The organism is Anaerolineae bacterium, from assembly GCA_014360855.1.
Taxonomy (GTDB): Bacteria; Chloroflexota; Anaerolineae; order JACIWP01; family JACIWP01; genus JACIWP01.
Genome location: JACIWP010000016.1, coordinates 1,797 through 19,690 on the forward strand (window position 1 = coordinate 1,797; position 17,894 = coordinate 19,690).

The following is a 17,894-nucleotide window of genomic DNA, read 5'->3' on the forward strand; positions in this document are numbered from 1 at the left end:
CGTCAGGAGCAGCAACAGTCCCATCGGAATCCGCCCCTACAACATCCACTGCAGGAGCAGGGCCAACCCGGCCAGGCCGGCCAATATCCACAACAGGTAGGCCAGCCCCTGCCAGAGCCGCAGGCGTCGCACGCCGTGCAGGTGCCGGCGGTGCAGGGTTTGTCCCTGGCGCAACGGCTCGCTATCCGCCGGCTCTAAACCTTCGACGCGGCGCAGCCACCATGCCCGGGGGCAGTAGGCGAAGCTCCCCACTTCGCTGGCGTTAATGACGGGAAGCGGCCGGCTCATCCCTCCCCTGCCACCCCCTCCTGTCGGTTCATGGCATGGATATGGCCCTCAAAGGCGGCCAGGGCGGCCTCCAGCTTCTCCTGGCGGGCGGCGATCATCAGGTCCCCGCGCGTGCGCTCGATGATGCCGCGAGCCACGTCGGTCAGCCGGCGCAGGCCGGCGGTGATGGCGTCCGGGTAGTCCATGGTGACCAGCACGTCGTAAATGTCATCCATCATTTCCATCAGGCGGTCGCCGCGGGCCAGTTCGCCGGCGCGGATACGGTCCACCACATGCCGGCGCAGTTCGCCCACGGCTTCGGCCAGGCCGGCGAGATAGGTGCTGTATTCCACCCGCATGGCCTCCGGCTCCGGCAGGGGCTGATCCTGCACCAGGGCGAAGGTGGCACTGGCCTCCACGAACTCCTTGAGGGCGTCCTGGGTGTAGCCGGCGTAATACAGGTCGGGGTGTGATGCCAGATCAGCGCGCATGGCATCAGCCACCTGGCGCGCCTGTTCCAGCAGTTGGCCGGCCAGGTCGAACTCCTGGCGGTGGACGGCGCGGATGGACATGGCGCAGTAGCGGATAAGCTCCCGCGAGCGGGCCAGCGCCTGATCGCGGGCGGTGTTCTTGACCTCAAAGGCAGAGCGGATGCGCTCGCTGATGGCTTCCAGATTGGGAATCCCTGTCATGTGGTCAACCTCTTGGGCGGTGATAGGCTTGACGTTGCAAGGCCAGTCTATCGCGAAAGGGAGATGGTGTCAATTTGGCGCGGTGGATGATAGAACATGGCCCACCATTCATGGTCTGCTGTTCGATTTGTTGCGCCGGCCGGCGATCTGGGGTATCATAGGAGAACGCTCGGTTGGGTTCGCATCGAAAGTCTGCAGGGAGGGAGACAATCATGAATCGCACGACGCGGTATCTGGTGGGGGCGGCGGTGCTCATCCTGGTGGGCGTGCTGTTGCTGTTGCAGAACCTGGGCGTCATCGTCGGGGCGGAGAACGTGTTCTGGACGCTGGGGTTCTTCGCCGGCGCCGTCATCTTCCTGAGTATTTTCATCTTCAACCGCGCTTCGCAGTGGTGGGCGGCCATCCCCGGCATGGTGCTGTTGGGGCTGGGCATCATGGTGGGCTTCGGGGACCAGTTGGGGCAGTTCGGCGGCGCGGTGTTCCTGATCGCGCTGGCGCTGAGCTTCTGGCTGATCTTGCTTACCAACCGTGCCCTGTGGTGGGCGGTGATCCCCGCCGGCGTCCTGACCAGCGTGGCCGTCGTCAGCGCCCTGCCCGAAAGGCTGGGCGGCTTTGAAAAGGGCGGCATCCTCTTCATCGGGTTGGCGGCGACCTTCGGGCTGGTTGCCCTGCTCTTCGGCAGAGAGCATGCCCGTTGGGCCATCTGGCCGGCCCTCATCCTGTTCATCGTGGGCCTGGCGACCTTCCTCTCCAGCGCCGACCTGTTGAGCTGGGTATGGGCCGTGGGCCTTATCCTGGTGGGGCTGTACCTGGTCATTCGGGCCTTGCTCATCAGCGCCCGCCAGCCAAGGGCGGCCCCGCCGGCGTCAGCGGAACCCCCTTCGCCGCCGCGGGAACCGCCGGCACAGTGAACCTCAGGCATATGGAAGCGGACTATGACGGATGAGCCTTTGTATCGGGTATATCGCCGGCGTTGGCCGATGGTGCCGGCACTGCTCTTCGGGCTAGTGCAGGTGGCGGCCGGCGTGGACACGCTGTTCACCCATGTTGTCCTGCCGGCCACCCCCTCGCTGTTCACCACCATCACCGCGGTACTGCTGATCCTGCTGGGGCTGGTGCTGGTGGGATTCGTCGCGGTTCAGATCTTCTTCACGCCCCCTCTGCTGGAGGCGCGGCCGAGTGGGCTGTATCTGTACATCACGGAAGGGGACAAGCCGGTGCACATCCCCTGGGAGGCGTTGAAAGCGGTGGAGCTGGGCCGGCCGGGCAAGGACCCATCCCGCCGCGAGGACCCGCTCTGCCTGGTCCTGCGCTTCACCGGCTCGCGCGTGGCGCGCCCTTCCACGCTGGTGGGGGTGTTTCACAGCACCAAAGGGTCGCTGTACATCCGCGCCTCTCATCTGCCGGGCGCCGGGCGCGTGGTGGAGCGGTTGAGCGCGCTGTGGGAGCAGTACGGCCGGCCGGCGAAAGACGAGGAAGAGTGAAGGCGGAGAGGTCTCAATCCGCCAATTGAAACAGTGGGCCGATCGGCTCCCAGTGGTACTCGAGCAGGACCGAAGAGTCGCCGGCCAGATATAGGGGTCGCTGGGAGCGCAGGCGCCGGATCAGTATATCCAGGTCAGGCGGCGGGTTATCGTCCGGTGGGAATAGACCGGGTACCCGCCGCGCAATGTTTTGCCTGTACCAATCGTATTGCCACAACGATATAGTGATGAGAGTGATGTCCGGCCGCCGGCCCAGGGCGTAATGCGCGTACCATAGGGCGAAGGTCGGGGCGTCCCCGTGCGCCAGGATGATGGCTTCCTCTTCCGCGCCGGCCAGTGCCTCCTCGGCATAGGCCAGCGCCAGCCGGTCCTGATGCAGGTCCACCTCCCGCCAATGGATGACTGCGGAGATCAGCGGCAGGATGAGGATGGCGCCGGCGGCGAGGGGCCAGCGCCGGCGGAATCCTTCCACTGTCCAACATGCCTCCAGGATGCCGGCCAGCCCCTGGGCGATCCACAGGCTGACAATGGCATACGACGGGATCAGGTAGACGTACGAGTCGCTGGTGTCATACCCCATGGCATAGGCCACGAAGAGGACATAGGTCAGGCCGGCCAGCAGGTTCCAGGTCCGGCGCGGACGTCCGCCGAACCAGATGCCGGCTAGGGCCAGGCCGACGCCGATCAGCCCGAACTGCTGGCGCAGGAGCGCCGCCCAGGCGGAGAGCCGGCCGGGCAGGGCGTCAAGGGGCAGGCGGAACAGGAAGCGCTGATATAGCCGGCCGCTGACCAGCCACCAGAAGCGTTCCGGCGTTCTCGGATCCCCCCAGTTGACCGGCGGGTCAGCGGCGGCGCGGATGGGCAGGATCAGATAGACCAACAGGCCCAGCAGGAAAAGCCCGGAGGCCAAGAGGATAGCGCGCGCCGGCCGGCTGTGTCGCCAGGAGATGAGGGCCGTCAGCACCAGCGCCGGCGCCATCAGCGCGAGGGAGAGGTGATTTCCCAGGCCCAGACCGAGGGCGAGGGCCGCGGCGGGGATGTACCTTCCGCTCCCACCGGCCAGTTCGCGGGTCATGAGCAACAGCAGTAAGGCGGCAAAGGCGCTGTGTAGGGCATAGACCTCCGCAACCACGGCCTGGGACCAGGGAGTGGGGGCGAAGGCGAAGGAAAGGCCGGCCGTGCCGGCAATGATGGCGCGCAGCGGGGCGGGAAGGGGACTGGTATCCAGCAGGTGCCAGCCGGCCAGCGTCACCAGGCCGGCGGCCAAGGCCGCGCACAGGGCGGAGAAGAGGTTCACGCCGCGCGCCGGCTCCCAGCCGGGCAAATGGGCGAAAGGCGCCGCCAAGAGCAGATAGGTGGGATAGCCGGGCGGATGCGGGATGCCGCCGGTGTACACGGCGGTCACCAGCTCGCCGCTGTCCGCCGCATCATGGCTCCAGGTGATGGTCGGGGCCAGGGTGGCAGTGTACACGACCAGCGCGATGAGACAGACCGCGCCGGCGGTCAACAGGGGGATCCCGCGCCGGTTCATCGTCCGGGCCGCCTGCCTCCCGTCGGTGGAAGCTCGGCCGGCGGCAGAGCGACCGCGGCGGCCGGCGACTTCCAGACCGCGCCGGCATGGCTGACCTCTGCCCAGGCCTCCAGCACTGTGCCAGGCGGCGCGGCGGGGTCTACCACCACCACCGCAATGATGCTCCAGCTCTGGCCGGCCGGCAGGCTCTCCAGCCGGGCGAGGATAGTATGGCCTGCCTCTATCTGGTACTGGCCGGCGGAGAGGCGCGTTTCCCTCGGCGTCACCTGGGCCGGCAGTACTACCCGGGCTTCCAATTGCTCCGCCGGCGTTACCCCCATGTTGGTTACCCGCAGTTCATAGGTAAACTGCCCGCCCGGTACCGTCGTGGTGACGCTGGCGCGCCACTGTATCTGGAGGTTGGGGATGGCCGGCGCCGTCGTGGGGGCCGGCGAAGGGGTGGCAGTGCCGGCGGAAGGCGGCGGAGGGGTGGGCGTTGCCGGCCGGCGGGTCGGCGGGAGGGTGGGCACGGTCTGATAGCCTGGCTGTTGGCCGGGCCGCGCCCAGGCCGGCGCCAGGCCCCCCATCAGAAGGATCAACAGCCATACCAACCCCCACCATGCCAGAGCGGGCATCCTGCGCCTGATGACTTTCATCATGACCTCCTTTCCGGCACGCCGGCTCATGGCGCGGGAGCGCCTTTGCGCAGTAACGGCCAGAAGACGCGGTGCGGGGCCGCCAGGATAGAGCCGAGGGCCTGATTGTTGCCTTCCGAGCGCTCGCTGACCGCGGCGTTCGGGTCCACCACGGCGCGCAGGTGGTGCAAGCCTGGGCGGTCCACCGTCCATTCGAGTTGGGCGACCGCCGTCTGGCCGGCGGCCAGGTAGGGCAGGGTGACACAGCCGGCCGGCATCTCGTTTTCCCCGGGAGGCTGCACCCAGAAGCAGACCTCCACATTCCGGATGTCCAGCCGGCCGGCGTTGCGCACCGGCGCCTTCCACTGCACGGGAATATGTTCCCCCGGGGCAAAGGGCACGCCGGACGAACCCGCCCCCACCCGCTCCAGCGCCAGGTCGGCCCAGACATCCAGCGGATGAGCCAGGGCGTTGTTGGAGAGATTCCATTCCGGCACCGCGCCGTCGGGATTCACCTGGGCGATGAACTGCAGGGGTTGGGTGATGACGCTCTGCCAGGTCAGGGTGATGGCGGCATCGCCGGCATAGCGCCGGGGCAGGGCCGGCACGGCCCCTGCCGCGACCATGGCGCTCCCGCCGCTGGCATCCTCCTGGCGCACCTGAAGGGGAATGGGGCCGGCCGAGGGCGTGTTGCCGCGGTTTTGGACGGTGATATGGGCCGTGAAGGATGCCGGCTCCCCATAGACCAACGCCGCCGGCCGGTCGAGCTGGAAGCGCGCCGGCACCAGGTCCACATAGGGCACTACCAGCGCGCCGGCGTACCTCCCGAACTCCACCCCCAGCGGCCGGATGGCATACGGCGGGAAGGGGTCATAAAGCGCTGACCAGGTCGTGTATTCGTCCTGCTCGAAGCTGGGGTCATCCAGGCTGTACCAGGCCCAGCGCTGGACCAGCCGGTAGCCGTCCTCCGGGTATCCGATTTCTGGGTCGGTCGCGTTCATAAAATAGTCGAACGTGGCCAGCATGAAGCGCCGCACCCGCTCGTAATCGTACCCCAGCCCTTCGTGGAAGAGGATGCCGTATTCCGAGACGATGAGCGGCTTGTTCTGCTGGCCCTTTTCCGCCATCCAGCGGCGGAAGGCCTCGATTTGCTGGCGGAAGTAGGTCATATTGTCATGGTCGTCAATGCCGTAGAGCATGCCGGCGGTGGCGTTGATGCCCGGCGGTATCTCGCACCCCCAGCTCCCTCGGCGTTCCTGAAGGATAAAGTTATGGACGTTCCAGACGTCCACCGGCATGGTCTCGCCGTAGCGCGCCCGGTACCAGTTCCAGACGCGGTCCAGCCACTGCAAGCGTAAGGGGGTGGCCTGCACGACACCGCCGATGGCCACCTGACAGGTGGGGTCCGCCTCCTTGAGGGCGTAATAGATGTCGTGATACTGTTCCGCATAGGTCTCCGGCCAGACATTGTCCTGCCAGATGCAGTCCGGCTCGTTGCCGACCAGCCACAGACTGCCCGGGTTGCTGGCGGCGATCTCGCGGATCTGCGCCAGGCTTGGTTGGATGCTGGCGCCCACGCGGATGATCTGGGCGAAGTCCATGCCCTCCGGGTTGATCAGGTTGGCGGAGGTGCCCCAGTTGACGTACCAGCCGGCGTGCAGTGGGGAAAGGTCATAATTCCGGATGTCCCCCACCACACCGACGCCTAAACGCTCGTTGGCGGAAGGGTACAGGGTCGTCGGGCCATCGGCGCGTGCGCCGGCGCCCCCGACTAGCACGGTCAGGACGAGCAACATGCCGGCGGTGATCCATCTTTTTCGCGGGGTTCCTCTCCACGCGCTCATGCTTCGTCTCCCCGGTTGGCGTTCCTCTGAAGGGTGTGCACAAGGAGTTCGCCCCAATGCAGGCTCTCATGCCGCAGTGCCCATACTCCCCACAGGATGGGCGGCAAGGTGACGCTGAGATGCAGGAGCAGGCTGTAGGCGAAGGCCGTCTGGCGCGGCACGCCGTAGGCATCCAGAACCCAGACGGTGATGGAATGAAAGATGCCGACCTGGCCGGGGGTGATGTTGACCAGCCGGCCGGCGTGCAGGGCCACCAGCAGTAACACCGCCGCTGTCCAGGGAAGGGCCATGTCCAGGGCGCGGAAGGCCAGCATATTGGTGCCGGCGGCCGCCAGCCATATGAGCAGGCTCTGGAGCCAGGGGAGCCAGTGCACCGGAGAGGCGTCCGCCAGCCGGCGAAGCCCTTCCTGCACCCGTGCCGGCCAGGCCGCGTTCCAGCGCCTCAGCACCCGGCCGAGCAGGCCGGTCAGCCACCCCCGCAGACGCGCCTGGCGCAGGGCTAGCAGGCCTATCAACATGACCAGGCCGCCACCGCCGGCGGCGACCGCCGCGCGCCGGCTGTCTACCCCGCCCAGATGCGGGGAGAGCGGCAGTACCACGGCCATCAGCGCCACCAGCATGAGCATGTCCAGCGCCTTTTCGGCGATGACGCTCCCCAGCGCGCCCACATAGCCGGGAGATGGTTGCCGGCCCAGCACCGCCCAGCGCGCCAGATCGCCGGCGCGGCCGGGGAACAGGGCGTTCGCGAACTGGCCGATGGCAATACCGTTCAGGAACGGCCCCCGGCCAATAGGGGGACTGCCGCACAGCACCCGCCAGCGCTCTGCCTTCAAGAAAATGGTCAGCAGGACGCTGGCGACGGTCAGAACAATCCAGAGGGGATGTGCCTGTCGGAAGGTCTCCCCCAGGGTGTGCCAATCGGTGCCCCACCCGCTGACGACCAGCAGGACCGCTCCCAGCAGGGGGCCGGCGGCCTGCATGGCGGTGCGCCGCCAGGAGGCGCGCAGGCCGGAAGGCCGGGCGGAGACATGTGGTACGGAGTCTACGGTATGTGGGGCGCTGTCCATGGGCCTCACCGATAGTGCCGGCCGGGCCGGCGAATGTCCCTGGCCCACCCTGGGGGTTCACCGCATGCCGAAGGATATTATATGCCGGCGCGGAGCCGGCGTCAAACCATCGCGGTCGAGGGGTGTGGAATAGGGCATATCTCCCGGCTTCCTGGTACAGTACCCAACGAGGGTCGGAATTCGCCTGCGAAAAGCGATGTTGACAGTCCGCGCAAAGCATGCTACAATGGCCCTCAAATCGGTCTGACCAGCAGACATATCAGCCCATTCCCCCTCGCAAGCTTATTCTCTTTCCAGGAGGTGCAGAGATGTTGGGAGGATACGCCGGCCGGTTCCTTTGGGTGGACCTGACCACGGGCAAACTGGAAGTAGAGGTTCCGGATGAAGCACTCCTGCGGGATTTTGTAGGCGGATATGGAGTGGCAGCGCGCGTCCTGTACAGCCGCCAGCCGGCGGGCATTGACCCGCTCTCGCCTGCGAGCATCTTCGGCTTCTCCACCGGGCCGCTGACCGGCACGCCGGCGCCCACCGGCACCCGCTGGGGCGTCTTCGGCAAATCGCCGCTCACCGGCACCTGGGGCGACGCCAACGGCTCCGGCAATTTCGGCGTGGCCATGAAGCAGTCCGGCTTCGATATGATCTTCTTCACCGGCCAGGCCGAGAAACCGGTCTATCTCTTCCTGCGAGATGGGCGGGCAGAACTGCGCGATGCCTCCCATTTGTGGGGCATGGACACCTATCAGATCGAGGACTGGGTCAAGGCGGAGTTCGGGCCGAAGGCGGAAGCGGCCTGCATCGGGCCGGCCGGCGAGAAACAGTCCCTTATCGCCGGCGTCATCACCCTGAAGGGCCGTGCCGCCGGCCGCTCCGGCCTGGGGGCCGCCATGGGCGCCAAACGGGTCAAGGCGGTGGTCGCCTTCCTGGAAGGAGATGTGCCCGTCGCCGCTCCAGAGGCCGTGCAGGCGGCGCGCAAAAAATATGTAGGGGAGATCAATGCCGGCGTCGGCTTCTCCGACTTCTACCGCACCACTGGCACTCCCGGCGCCACCGCACTGTGCATCGAGCTGGGGGATTCGCCCACCCGCAATTGGGCCATCAGCACCATCCATATGCCGCGCGGTTCCGCCCCCTTGCGCTTCGAGGAGCTGGTCAAGTACCGCAAGAGCCGCGACAACTGCTGGCACTGTCCCATCGCCTGCTGGGGCACCGTGGAAATGGAATGGGAGGGCGAACGGTTCTGGGCGCATCAGCCGGAATATGAGACGGAGTCCATGTTCGGCAGTAATCTGCTCATTGACGACCACGTCACGTTGGCGAAAGTCAACGATATCTGCAACCGCGCCGGCCTGGACACCATCTCGACCGGCGCGGCGGTGGCCTTCGCCTTTGACTGCTTCGAACACGGCCTGATCACGGCGCAGGATACCAGCGGCCTGGAACTGCGCTGGGGGGACCGGCGGGCGGCGGTGCGCCTGACGGAGATGATCGCCCGGCGCGAGGGCATCGGTGACCTGCTGGCGGACGGCGTCATGCGGGCGGCGGAGCGCATTGGGCCGGCGGCCCGGCCGCTGGCCATGCATGTTGGCGGGCAGGAAGTGCCGGCGCATGACCCCCGCTGTGAGCCGGCCATGGCGGTCATCTACCAGATGGACGCCACCCCTGGCCGCCATACCCAGGCCTCCCAGTACTCCGTCGCGGCCGGCTTCTCCACCCAGCGGCCGGCCTACGGCGATCAACGCACCCAGCAGAAAGGCCGCGGCAAGTGGGTAAAGGAGGCGAGCTGTCTCTGCCACGTGGTCAACGCCAGCGGGCTGTGTCTGTTCGGATATCTCTCCACCTCGGTGAGCTTCATGCCCGATTTTCTGACCGCTGTCACCGGGCATACGTACACCCTGGAGGATGTGCTGACGGTGGGCGAGCGCATCGCCAACGTGCGCCAGGCCTTCAACGTGCGGGAGGGCATCAACCCGCTCCAGAGGCCGCTCCCGGACCGCATCCTGGGCCGGCCGCCGCTCCCCGACGGCCCCACCGCCGGCGTCACAGTCGAAGCCGAAGCTATGATCGAGGAGCATTTGCGCGAGATGGGCTGGACGCTGGATGCCGCCATCCCCACTGAGGAGACCCTGCGCCGGCTGGGCCTGCACGACATCGCCGATGATTTGTGGCACAGGTAGGCTGTCGGCCGGGCAACAGGAGCGTGCTGTGTTCGATATCCTTATTCGTCAGGCCCGCATTGTGGATGGGAGCGGCCGGCCGGCGTTTCGCGGCGATGTCGGCATCCGCGCCGGCCGCATCGAGGCAGTGGGCAACCTGGGGGACGCGCCGGCCGAACAGACCCTGGATGCTGAGCGCTACTACCTGGCCCCGGGTTTCATTGACATGCATTCGCACTCCGACCTTTCCCTCCTTCAGGACCCGCGCGGCCAGAGCAAGGTGCGCCAGGGCGTCACCACGGAGCTTATCGGCCAGTGCGGCCTCTCTCCCTTTCCGCTGGCCGGCCATTACCCTACCATCCCGCGTTCCACCATGGAGGGCGCCTATACCGCGGTGGTCGAGGAGGTGGACTGGCACGATTTGGCCGGCTATGCCGACTGCCTGGAACGCCAAGGCATTGCCCTCAACGTCGCCCCGCTGGTGGGACACGGCGTGGTGCGAGCCGCGGCCATGGGCTACGAGAACCGCCCGCCCACGCCAGACGAGCTGGCTGTCATGCGCCGGCTGGTGGCGGAGGCTATGGAGCAGGGCGCCTTCGGCCTTTCCACCGGGCTGACCCTGTCCCCGGGCTGTTTTGCCGGCACCGATGAGGTGGTGGAGCTGGCCAAAGTGGTCGCCGCGTACGGCGGCATCTACGACACCCATGGGCGCTTTTGGGCCGGCTGGCATTTCAGAGGCGCTGAGGAAGCGGTGGAGGTCGGCCGGCGGGCCGGCATCCGCGTGCAGATCGCCCACCTGGTCATTCTCGACCCGCGCTATTGGGGCCAGGCGGCGGAGCTGGCCGGCATCCTGGAGCGGGCCTGTGCTGTCGGCGTGGATGTGGCCTACGACGTGTATCCCTATATCGCCGCCGGCTCTGCCTTGAGCCAGTTCCTGCCGCTCTGGGTGCAGGAAGGCGGCACAGAGGCCATGCTGGCGCGCCTGCGCCATCTCCCGACGCGCGCTCGCGTCCTGGCCGAGCTGGAACAGGGCTGGTTCCAGGGCCTGCCCTGGAAGTGGGACCAGATCATCGTCGCCTCCCCGGGTTCGAAAGGAGATCCCGCCTGGGCCGGCCGTTCCATCCAGGAGTTGGCTGACGCCTGGGGCGTGGAGCCAAAGGAGGCCCTCCTGTGTCTGATTGACGAGACGAAGGACGGCGTCTCGGCCGTGATGTTCAACCGCACCGAAGAGGATATGCAGTTCTTCCTGAGGCATCCGCTGGGGCTGGTGGGGTCGGATGGTTGTGCCATCTCCGCCGATGGGCCGCTTTCCCATGTGAAGGTGCATCCCCGCTATTACGGCGCCTTCCCGCGGGTGCTGGGACGCTATGTGCGGGAGCGGGGCCTGCTGTCGGTGGAGGAGGCGGTGGCGAAGATGAGCGGCCGGCCGGCGGAACGCCTTGGGCTGGCGGATCGGGGCCTCATCCGGCCTGGATACGCCGCCGACCTGGTGCTGTTCGATATGGAGACGGTGCGCGATCGGGCCACCTTCGAACAGCCCCACCAGTATCCGGAGGGCATCCCCTATGTCATGGTCAACGGGCAGTGGGTAATCTATGCCGGCGAGCATACCGGCGCGCTACCGGGCCGAGTTCTGCGCCGAAATTAAAGGGAGGATGATGCGATGCGGACGGTTCAGGAGCTGTTTGACCTCACGGGGCGGGTGGCGATCGTGGTGGGAGGCGCCGGCCTGCTGGGCTATCAGATGGCCACCGCCCTGGCGGAGGCCGGCGCCAATCTCGTCATTGCCTCGCGCGATGTGCGCAAGTGCCAGGAGAAAGCGGACGAGCTGAGCCGGCGCTTTGCCCGCGCCATCGCCGTCGGGGTGGATGCCGGCGACTACGCCTCGGTGGAGCATCTGCGCGACGCGGTGCTGGCCGAATTCGGCAAGATTGACATCCTGGTCTGCTCCATGGCCATCGGCGTGCCCGGCACGCCGGAAGAGCTGAGCGTGGAGGAGTGGGAGCGCAGTATCCATTACAATTTGAGCGCGGTGTGGTACCTGAACCAGGTCATCGGCAAGCAGATGCTGGCGCAGGGCAAAGGCTGTATCATCAACATCGCCTCTAAGTACGGCATCGTCGTGCCCCCGATGGAACTGCTTTATCCCTCGCCGGAACAGCGCAATCCCCTGCCATATGGGGTTGCCAAGGCCGGCGTCATCCAGATGACGCGCTACCTGGCCACTGCCTGGGCACGGCGGGGCGTGCGGGTCAACGCCATCAGCCCGGGCGGTTTCTGGCGGCCGGGCACCTACCCTGAGGACTGGGAGCGCAGATATTCCCTGCTGACGCCCGACGGCCGGAGCGGCAACGAGACTGACCTGAAAGGCGCGGTGGTCTACCTGGCTTCCGACGCCTCGGAGCACGTCATCGGCCAGGTCCTGCAAGTGGACGGGGGCTGGACGCTCTGGTAGTCCCGCCGGCTTTGCGTTTTGGGCCTCCTGCGCTACAATCGGACGATGTCACCCCTGTACTGCAGGAGGCCTTCGCGTCGTGCCGGTAGGGGAATTGAGCGCGCTGGGGGCGGCGCTGACCTGGGCGCTGACCGGCGTTCTGCTGACCAACATCAACCGCAAGGTGCACATCCTGGCCATCGGCACCGTGCGCGCCCTGTCGGCTTCCAGTTTTCTCCTGGCCCTGCTGTTCGCCGGCGGGAACTGGGACGAACTGCGGCACCTGGATGCGGAGACATTGACGCGCATCGTCGCCTCGGTGGTCGTCACACTGGGCGCCGGCGACACCAGCTTCTTTATCGCCACCAAGCGCATCGGCGTGGCGCGTGCCATGCCCCTCAGCATGATTTATCCCCTGTTCACCTGTCTGCTGGCCTCGCTCTTTCTGGGCGAACGCATTTCCCTGGCGACCGGCGTGGGTGGTGGGCTGATCCTGGCCGGCGTCTATATGCTCTCCTTGCGCTGGCCGGTGCGGCTGGTTTCCCCGAACCGGGAAGACCTGCTGGGGGTGCTGGCTGCCATCGCCGCGGCGATGTTCTGGTCCGCCGGCTCCGTAGTGCTCACGCCGGCCTCGCACCGCATCAGCGCGGTGCCGGCCCATTTCCTGCGCCAGACGCTGACCGCCATCATGTTCTTGAGCGTGATGCCCAAGCCGGCCGGCTTCCGCCAATTGGAAAAGCTGACCTTCCGCGAGTGGCTCCAGCTCATCGCCGGCGGGCTGAGCGGGAGCGGCATCGGCTCCATCCTGTATTTCTGGGGACTGCGCGACGCCGGCGCCACCGTTACCGCCGTGCTCATGGCCGCTTCTCCCCTTTTCTCCACGCCCATGTCGGTGGCCTTCCTGGGGGAGCGGGTCAATCGGCGGGTGATCGCCGGCACCCTGCTCATCATGGTCGGGGTGTGGTGCGTGATCCTGGGGTAGCGGCCGGCGCAGGGGACAAAAAAGCCCGGCGCACAGGCCGGGCCATATTTCGAGTGAAGCGGGGATTACTTCTTGCCCAACAGTTCCTTGGCCTTGTCGACCGCGGCGGAGGCGTTGGGCGCGTAGCCGTCGGCGCCGATCTCTTCGGCGAACTTCTGGGTGACCGGGGCGCCGCCGACCATGATCTTGACCTTATCGCGGAGGCCGGCTTCCTGGAAGGCCTCGATGACGTCCTTCATGTGCACCATGGTGGTGGTGAGCAGGGCGGACATGCCGACCAGCTCGGCGTTGTGCTTCTTGGCGGCCTCGACGAATTTCTCCGCCGGCACATCGGTGCCCAGGTTGACCACCTGGAAGCCGGCGCCTTCCATCATCATGGCGACCAGGTTCTTTCCGATGTCATGCAGGTCGCCCTTGACGGTGCCGATGACCATGGTGCCCATGGGCTGGACATCGCTTTCCGTCAGGAGGGGCTTGAGGAGGTCCATGCCGGCCTGCATGGCGCGAGCGGCGATGAGCACTTCGGGGACGAACAGGATGCCGTCGCGGAAGTCCCTGCCGACGACGTTCATGCCCTCGATGAGGCCGTTGTTGAGGATCTCGCCCGCGCTCATGCCGGCATCCAGGGCCTGCTTGACGAGAGCGGTAACCTTGGCGGCGTCACCTTTGTAGAGGGCTTCGGCCATGTCTTTGAGCAGATCCATCGTTCCTACTCCTTTCCCTGTGTGGTGATTTGGTGGTATACGACTGCATATTCCCACGCTGGGCCGCCATGGCGGTGGCGCTCAGCGCGAATGCCCTGCAGGATGCCGGAGCCGGCGGTGCTCCGCCGATGTACACGCCCAATATACCCGATTTCGACGATTTTGTCAAGCCATGCTGGTCTGCTATACAGTAAACTTGACTTTCTGCAGAGAGGCTTTATACTGAAGGTGCGGCGGCGCCGGCGTGCATCAAAGGGAGAGGCCCAGCATGCCTTTACGGCCAGTGGAAACCAAAAAGGTGTATATGCGGGTAGTGGAGCAGATCCGCTCGCTTATTGAGAGCGGGGAACTGCGCCCGGGCGACCAGCTCCCCACGACCCAGGAGCTAGCGGAGGCGCTGAAGGTGAGCCGGCCCTCGGTGCGGGAAGCCCTGGCGGCGCTGGAAATCCTGGGGCTGGTGGAATCACGGCCGGGCGCCGGCTGTTTCGTCAAAGAACCGCCGCCCCCGCAGGAAACGCGCGCTGCCCGTCAGACCATCGAGCTGGGATGGGCCAGCGCCGAAGACATCCTGGAAGCGCGCCTGGCCTATGAGCCGATGTGCGCACGCCTGGCGGCACTGCGGCGCACCGAGGAAGACCTCAACGAGATGCGCTGTTCGCCGGAGCTGGCCATGGTGGATATCGAGCGGGTGGCCGCGGGACTGCCGGCGCGCTTCCAGAACTGTTCCACGCGCCCCCATCTCCCGCCGGAAAACTTCAACGTCAGCCTGCATGCCATCATCGCCCGCGCCAGCAAGAACCCGGTGCTGGCGCAGTTCGGTGAGGCCATCGCCCAGGCAGTGCAATCCCCCACCTGGCAAAGGATGATGCGGCAGATTTATCTCTCGCCCCGCAACGCCAGCTTTTTCCTCAAGCACTATGAGGCGCTGTATGATGCCATTGAACGCGGCGATGCGGAGCTGGCGGAATCCACCATGCGCCAGCACTTGCTGGCGCTCAGCGCTACGCTGAACGAGTAGCCGGCGCCGGGCGCGGTGAGAGCACGCGGGCAAATCGAGGGGCGAATACCGCCGGCCCTATGCCGCCGCGCTCGGACGATCCTCTCCGCCCTGCGGGCCCTCTTTCATCATCTCCAGGCAGGAACGGCAGTAGACCGGCCGGCCCTGGGTGGGCACGAACGGCACCACGGTGACCTCGCCGCATTGGGCGCAGGTGGTCTCATACATCACCGGGGGACGGCGGTGCCGGTAGCGCCGCTGTTTGCGGCACTCGGGACAGCGTTTGGGGATGTTGTCGAAACCCATCACGGCGAAAAATTCCTGTTCGCCGGCTGGCCAGATGAACTCCTTGCCGCAGTCCTCGCACACCAGCGTTTTGTCGAGAAAGACGATGCGCATGCGGATCTCCCCTCCCCAAGAGCATGTTGCCAGAGCGAATCACATTTACCCTGAGTGTATTACCCGCTGGTGGAAGCGGGGTAAAAGGAAGGTGAAAGAAAGGTTAAAGGAGTGCGGGGCCAGGCGCTGGGACGATGTCCCGGCTATCCTTTTTGATGCCCTCGTGTTATACTATGGGCACAGCGCAAACGGCCGACGCGCCGGCATAAGGAGGCATCATGGCCACACATCGCGGCGAAGAGACATATGAGCGCATCCTGCGCGAGGCGGAGCTGTGCTTCGCGCGCTATGGGTACGACGCCACCGGGGTGGCGGAAATTTGCGAGCGCGCCGGCGTCAGCAAAGGCGCCTTCTACCACCATTTCCCCAGCAAGGCGGCCGTTTTCGAGGCACTCCTTTCCCGATGGCTGGAGGGCCTGGATGCCCAGCTCCAGCAGATCCAGGCGCAGGCGGGAAGCGCCCCGGCCGCCATCCTGCATATGGCCGGCATGATCCCAGTGATATTCCGCGTCGCCGAGGGCCGGCTGCCCATCTTCCTGGAGTTCTGGAGCAAGGCGATCCGCGAGCCGGAGGTCTGGCACGCCACCATTTCCCATTTTCAGCGCTACCGCGCCTTTTTCTCTGACCTGATCCGCGCCGGCATCTCCGCCGGCGATTTCCAGCACGTCCAACCGGAGTTTGCCGCTCAGATGCTCATCTCCCTGGCGGTAGGGCTGATCCTGCAGGGGCTGTTGGAGCCGAATAAGGAGGACTGGGAGACATTGACCCAGGAAGCGGTGCGGATGTTAATGGCCAGTTGGGGGTGGAAAGGGGGCGAACAGGATCAGGCCGGCCCGCCAGCCTGAAGGATGAAGTCCACAAAGGCGCGCAGGGGCGGCCACTGGGCCCGCTTCTGCGGATAGACCAGGTAGAGATGCCGCCGGCCGTCAATGCCCTGCACGCGCACCGCTACCACATCCGGCCGGCCGCGCTCGTCCAGGGCCAACCGCGAGAGAAAGCCGATGCCGGCGCCGGCCACCACTGCGGCCAACACCGCATGAGTGCTCCCCAGCTCCAGCACTGCGGCCTGCGTCAGGCGCTCTCTCTCCTCGGGGGAGAGCTGTCCCTCCACAAACTGCCGGGTGGCGGAGCCCGGCTCGCGCAAGATCAGGCGCTCGGACAGCAGTTCCTCCCGGGAAATCACCTGCCGGGAGGCAAAGGGATGCCCTGCCGGCACCGCCAGCACGATCTCATCCTCCACCACTGGGGTGCACACCAGTTCCGGGTCCGTGACCTGACGTCCGATGAACCCCAGGTCTGCCTGGCCGGCGTGCAAACGTTCCAGGACGCCGGCGCTGTTGGTGATGAAGAGATGCGTCTGAATGTCCGCATGGCGCTGTTGGAAGGCCGAGAGCCATTTGGGGAGGAAGAAGTGGCCGGGGGTGGTGCTGGCGGCGATGCGCAGGATGCCGGCGCTCTGCTCCTTCAATGCGGTGAGGGTTGCCAGCAGAGACTGATACTGCCGCAGGACATTTTCGGCGTACTCGCGCAGGAGCTGGCCGGCCGGCGTCAGCTCGATGACCCCGCGCCGGCCGCGCACCAGCAGTTGGACTCCCAGCTCGTTCTCCAGCGCTTTCAACTGCTTGGAGATGGCCGGCTGGCTGATGTCGAGTTTATGGGCCGCGGCGGAAAGGGTGCCGGCCTCCAGCACCGTCAGAAAGGTCTGTAATGCCTTGATGTTCACCCTCTTCTCCTCTCTCCCATCCTCCGGGGCCTCGCTACCTGGCTCAAGGCTACCACAAGCCCAGCCCTTCGTCAACCTGGCCCCGGGGCGGCCATTCGTCGGGCGTTATTCCCCTTCGCCGGCGTTGGGCGGCGCGTTCCAGGCCTCGCTCCTATGAGCGAAGGCCGGTACACCTGTTTCACCCAAAGTTGACGAGCCGGCCGTTGGCATGTACACTATGGCCGGCGGATGTAGATTCCGCCGACAGCGTGGAAAGGAGCAGTCGCGATGACCCCCCAGCCCGCCCCCAAACAGGTCATCACCCGAGCCCAGTGGGTGGCCGCCGATGCCGCCCTGCGCGAGGCGCTCTCCCGCTTCGCCAGCCAGGCCCGCTTCGAAGAGGAGTTTCTGCGCGCTTTCCTCATTTACTGGAGCGCCGAGGACGAAGAGGACCTCCCCATTGACCTGGAGCATATAGACCCCGATTCGGAGGAATTCCTGCTCACCTTTGAGTGGTTCGTCTATGACTATCGGGAGAGCGAATCGGGCAAGCGCATCATTGACCTGTTCGCCGAGGCGGAGGGGCCGCGCCTGCCGGCCCTCCAGCGCCAGCTCCTGGAGGCCTGGCGTCAGCAGTGTATTGACCTGTACGAGGTCCAGCGCGTTGAGGACGGCCGGCGCTATCACGTACTGCGCGTCATGACCGGCCAGGTGTACGCCGTGGATGATGAGCCCAGCGCCGGCTCGCTCGCCCCGGGGGACCTGCTGGCGGTGCGTCTCCTGCCGGTGGGCGAGCGGTGGTATCCTTCCACGCTGTTCCGAAGCTTTTCGCCGGCCGACCTGCCGCGCCTGACCGCCACCCTGCGCCTGAGCTACGAGGACTTCCAACAGGAGCATCCCGGGGCAGGCTGGGAGGAGTTCCTGCGCGAGAACGGCTTCCTCTTCAACGATTACACGCTGGAGCGGCGCGCCCTGGCCGAGGCATGGCACGAAAGGGGCACAGAGCCGCCTGCCCCCGCGGATG

At 66.3% G+C, this 17,894-nt stretch carries 18 protein-coding genes; 9 read left to right on the forward strand and 9 right to left on the reverse strand.

Features of this window, described 5'->3' with window-relative positions; translation table 11 throughout:
- Nucleotides 1–36 precede the first annotated feature (36 nt).
- Both H5T60_01735 and H5T60_01740 read right to left on the reverse strand, forming a co-directional pair.
- Nucleotides 37–288, reverse strand: coding sequence for a hypothetical protein (locus H5T60_01735; protein ID MBC7241150.1), 252 nt, complete (start codon nt 286–288; stop codon nt 37–39).
- The gene (locus tag H5T60_01740; GenBank protein MBC7241151.1) at nt 285–959 is read right to left on the reverse strand and encodes a haloacid dehalogenase; all 675 of its coding nucleotides are present in this window, start codon (nt 957–959) and stop codon (nt 285–287) included. The genes H5T60_01735 and H5T60_01740 overlap by 4 nt, the downstream gene beginning before the upstream one ends.
- 212 nt (nt 960–1,171) lie before the next feature.
- Here H5T60_01740 and H5T60_01745 point away from each other — a divergent pair, with 212 nt between their 5' ends.
- Both H5T60_01745 and H5T60_01750 read left to right on the forward strand, forming a co-directional pair.
- Complete coding sequence (locus H5T60_01745; GenBank protein MBC7241152.1) at nt 1,172–1,870, forward strand: hypothetical protein; 699 nt, start codon at nt 1,172–1,174, stop codon at nt 1,868–1,870.
- Nucleotides 1,871–1,894: 24 nt separating this feature from the next.
- Entirely contained in the window at nt 1,895–2,443 is a 549-nt protein-coding gene (locus H5T60_01750; protein ID MBC7241153.1) for a hypothetical protein, read from the forward strand.
- Nucleotides 2,444–2,456: 13 nt separating this feature from the next.
- On the opposite strand, the gene H5T60_01755 is transcribed toward H5T60_01750, so the two are convergent.
- The 4 genes from H5T60_01755 to H5T60_01770 are packed head-to-tail and all read right to left on the reverse strand — an operon-like array spanning nt 2,457 to nt 7,499.
- Entirely contained in the window at nt 2,457–3,974 is a 1,518-nt protein-coding gene (locus H5T60_01755; protein MBC7241154.1) for a DUF2723 domain-containing protein, read from the reverse strand.
- Complete coding sequence (locus H5T60_01760; GenBank protein MBC7241155.1) at nt 3,971–4,609, reverse strand: DUF11 domain-containing protein; 639 nt, start codon at nt 4,607–4,609, stop codon at nt 3,971–3,973. Before H5T60_01760 ends, H5T60_01755 begins: the two co-directional genes overlap by 4 nt.
- Nucleotides 4,610–4,635: 26 nt before the next feature.
- Complete coding sequence (locus H5T60_01765; GenBank protein MBC7241156.1) at nt 4,636–6,432, reverse strand: hypothetical protein; 1,797 nt, start codon at nt 6,430–6,432, stop codon at nt 4,636–4,638.
- On the reverse strand, nt 6,429–7,499 hold the full coding sequence (locus H5T60_01770; protein ID MBC7241157.1) for a flippase-like domain-containing protein: 1,071 nt from the start codon (nt 7,497–7,499) through the stop codon (nt 6,429–6,431). The genes H5T60_01765 and H5T60_01770 overlap by 4 nt, the downstream gene beginning before the upstream one ends.
- Nucleotides 7,500–7,807: 308 nt before the next feature.
- On the opposite strand from H5T60_01770, the gene H5T60_01775 reads away from it, so the two are divergent.
- The 4 genes from H5T60_01775 to H5T60_01790 all read left to right on the forward strand — a co-directional run bounded on the left by H5T60_01775 (nt 7,808) and on the right by H5T60_01790 (nt 13,068).
- Complete coding sequence (locus H5T60_01775; GenBank protein MBC7241158.1) at nt 7,808–9,673, forward strand: aldehyde ferredoxin oxidoreductase family protein; 1,866 nt, start codon at nt 7,808–7,810, stop codon at nt 9,671–9,673.
- Between the two features lie 28 nt (nt 9,674–9,701).
- Nucleotides 9,702–11,300: a D-aminoacylase gene (locus H5T60_01780; GenBank protein ID MBC7241159.1), complete on the forward strand. Its 1,599-nt coding sequence runs from the start codon at nt 9,702–9,704 to the stop codon at nt 11,298–11,300.
- A gap of 15 nt (nt 11,301–11,315) precedes the next feature.
- Nucleotides 11,316–12,107 carry an SDR family oxidoreductase gene (locus H5T60_01785; protein MBC7241160.1) on the forward strand — a complete coding sequence of 264 codons (792 nt, stop codon included), beginning with the start codon at nt 11,316–11,318 and terminating at the stop codon, nt 12,105–12,107.
- 79 nt (nt 12,108–12,186) lie between these two features.
- Nucleotides 12,187–13,068, forward strand: coding sequence for a DMT family transporter (locus H5T60_01790; GenBank protein MBC7241161.1), 882 nt, complete (start codon nt 12,187–12,189; stop codon nt 13,066–13,068).
- A gap of 65 nt (nt 13,069–13,133) precedes the next feature.
- Here the strand turns inward: H5T60_01790 and H5T60_01795 are convergent, their stop codons facing one another.
- Complete coding sequence (locus tag H5T60_01795) at nt 13,134–13,772, reverse strand: corrinoid protein (protein ID MBC7241162.1); 639 nt, start codon at nt 13,770–13,772, stop codon at nt 13,134–13,136.
- Between the two features lie 268 nt (nt 13,773–14,040).
- Between H5T60_01795 and H5T60_01800 the strand changes: the two genes are divergently transcribed.
- Nucleotides 14,041–14,790, forward strand: a complete 750-nt coding sequence (locus H5T60_01800) for a FadR family transcriptional regulator (GenBank protein MBC7241163.1) — start codon at nt 14,041–14,043, stop codon at nt 14,788–14,790.
- Nucleotides 14,791–14,847: 57 nt separating this feature from the next.
- Here the strand turns inward: H5T60_01800 and H5T60_01805 are convergent, their stop codons facing one another.
- On the reverse strand, nt 14,848–15,168 hold the full coding sequence (locus H5T60_01805; GenBank protein MBC7241164.1) for a zinc-ribbon domain containing protein: 321 nt from the start codon (nt 15,166–15,168) through the stop codon (nt 14,848–14,850).
- A gap of 218 nt (nt 15,169–15,386) precedes the next feature.
- Between H5T60_01805 and H5T60_01810 the strand changes: the two genes are divergently transcribed.
- On the forward strand, nt 15,387–16,013 hold the full coding sequence (locus tag H5T60_01810; protein MBC7241165.1) for a TetR/AcrR family transcriptional regulator: 627 nt from the start codon (nt 15,387–15,389) through the stop codon (nt 16,011–16,013).
- Here H5T60_01810 and H5T60_01815 read toward each other — a convergent pair.
- Nucleotides 15,992–16,891, reverse strand: a complete 900-nt coding sequence (locus tag H5T60_01815; protein MBC7241166.1) for a LysR family transcriptional regulator — start codon at nt 16,889–16,891, stop codon at nt 15,992–15,994. The two genes, H5T60_01810 and H5T60_01815, sit on opposite strands and share 22 nt — an antisense overlap.
- A 267-nt stretch (nt 16,892–17,158) precedes the next feature.
- Between H5T60_01815 and H5T60_01820 the strand changes: the two genes are divergently transcribed.
- Nucleotides 17,159–17,894 (forward strand): hypothetical protein (locus tag H5T60_01820; GenBank protein MBC7241167.1); only part of this gene is annotated, 736 nt, incomplete at its 3' end.

Excerpts from the sequence above, each read along its gene's own strand:
- H5T60_01735 (MBC7241150.1), bottom strand. The coding sequence starts at position 288 with ATGAGCCGGCCGCTTCCCGTCATTAACGCCAGCGAAGTGGGGAGCTTC.
- H5T60_01740 (MBC7241151.1), bottom strand. The coding sequence starts at position 959 with ATGACAGGGATTCCCAATCTGGAAGCCATCAGCGAGCGCATCCGCTCT.
- H5T60_01745 (MBC7241152.1), top strand. The coding sequence starts at position 1,172 with ATGAATCGCACGACGCGGTATCTGGTGGGGGCGGCGGTGCTCATCCTG.
- H5T60_01750 (MBC7241153.1), top strand. The coding sequence starts at position 1,895 with ATGACGGATGAGCCTTTGTATCGGGTATATCGCCGGCGTTGGCCGATG.
- H5T60_01755 (MBC7241154.1), bottom strand. The coding sequence starts at position 3,974 with ATGAACCGGCGCGGGATCCCCCTGTTGACCGCCGGCGCGGTCTGTCTC.
- H5T60_01760 (MBC7241155.1), bottom strand. The coding sequence starts at position 4,609 with ATGAAAGTCATCAGGCGCAGGATGCCCGCTCTGGCATGGTGGGGGTTG.
- H5T60_01765 (MBC7241156.1), bottom strand. The coding sequence starts at position 6,432 with ATGAGCGCGTGGAGAGGAACCCCGCGAAAAAGATGGATCACCGCCGGC.
- H5T60_01770 (MBC7241157.1), bottom strand. The coding sequence starts at position 7,499 with ATGGACAGCGCCCCACATACCGTAGACTCCGTACCACATGTCTCCGCC.
- H5T60_01775 (MBC7241158.1), top strand. The coding sequence starts at position 7,808 with ATGTTGGGAGGATACGCCGGCCGGTTCCTTTGGGTGGACCTGACCACG.
- H5T60_01785 (MBC7241160.1), top strand. The coding sequence starts at position 11,316 with ATGCGGACGGTTCAGGAGCTGTTTGACCTCACGGGGCGGGTGGCGATC.
- H5T60_01795 (MBC7241162.1), bottom strand. The coding sequence starts at position 13,772 with ATGGATCTGCTCAAAGACATGGCCGAAGCCCTCTACAAAGGTGACGCC.
- H5T60_01800 (MBC7241163.1), top strand. The coding sequence starts at position 14,041 with ATGCCTTTACGGCCAGTGGAAACCAAAAAGGTGTATATGCGGGTAGTG.
- H5T60_01805 (MBC7241164.1), bottom strand. The coding sequence starts at position 15,168 with ATGCGCATCGTCTTTCTCGACAAAACGCTGGTGTGCGAGGACTGCGGC.
- H5T60_01810 (MBC7241165.1), top strand. The coding sequence starts at position 15,387 with ATGGCCACACATCGCGGCGAAGAGACATATGAGCGCATCCTGCGCGAG.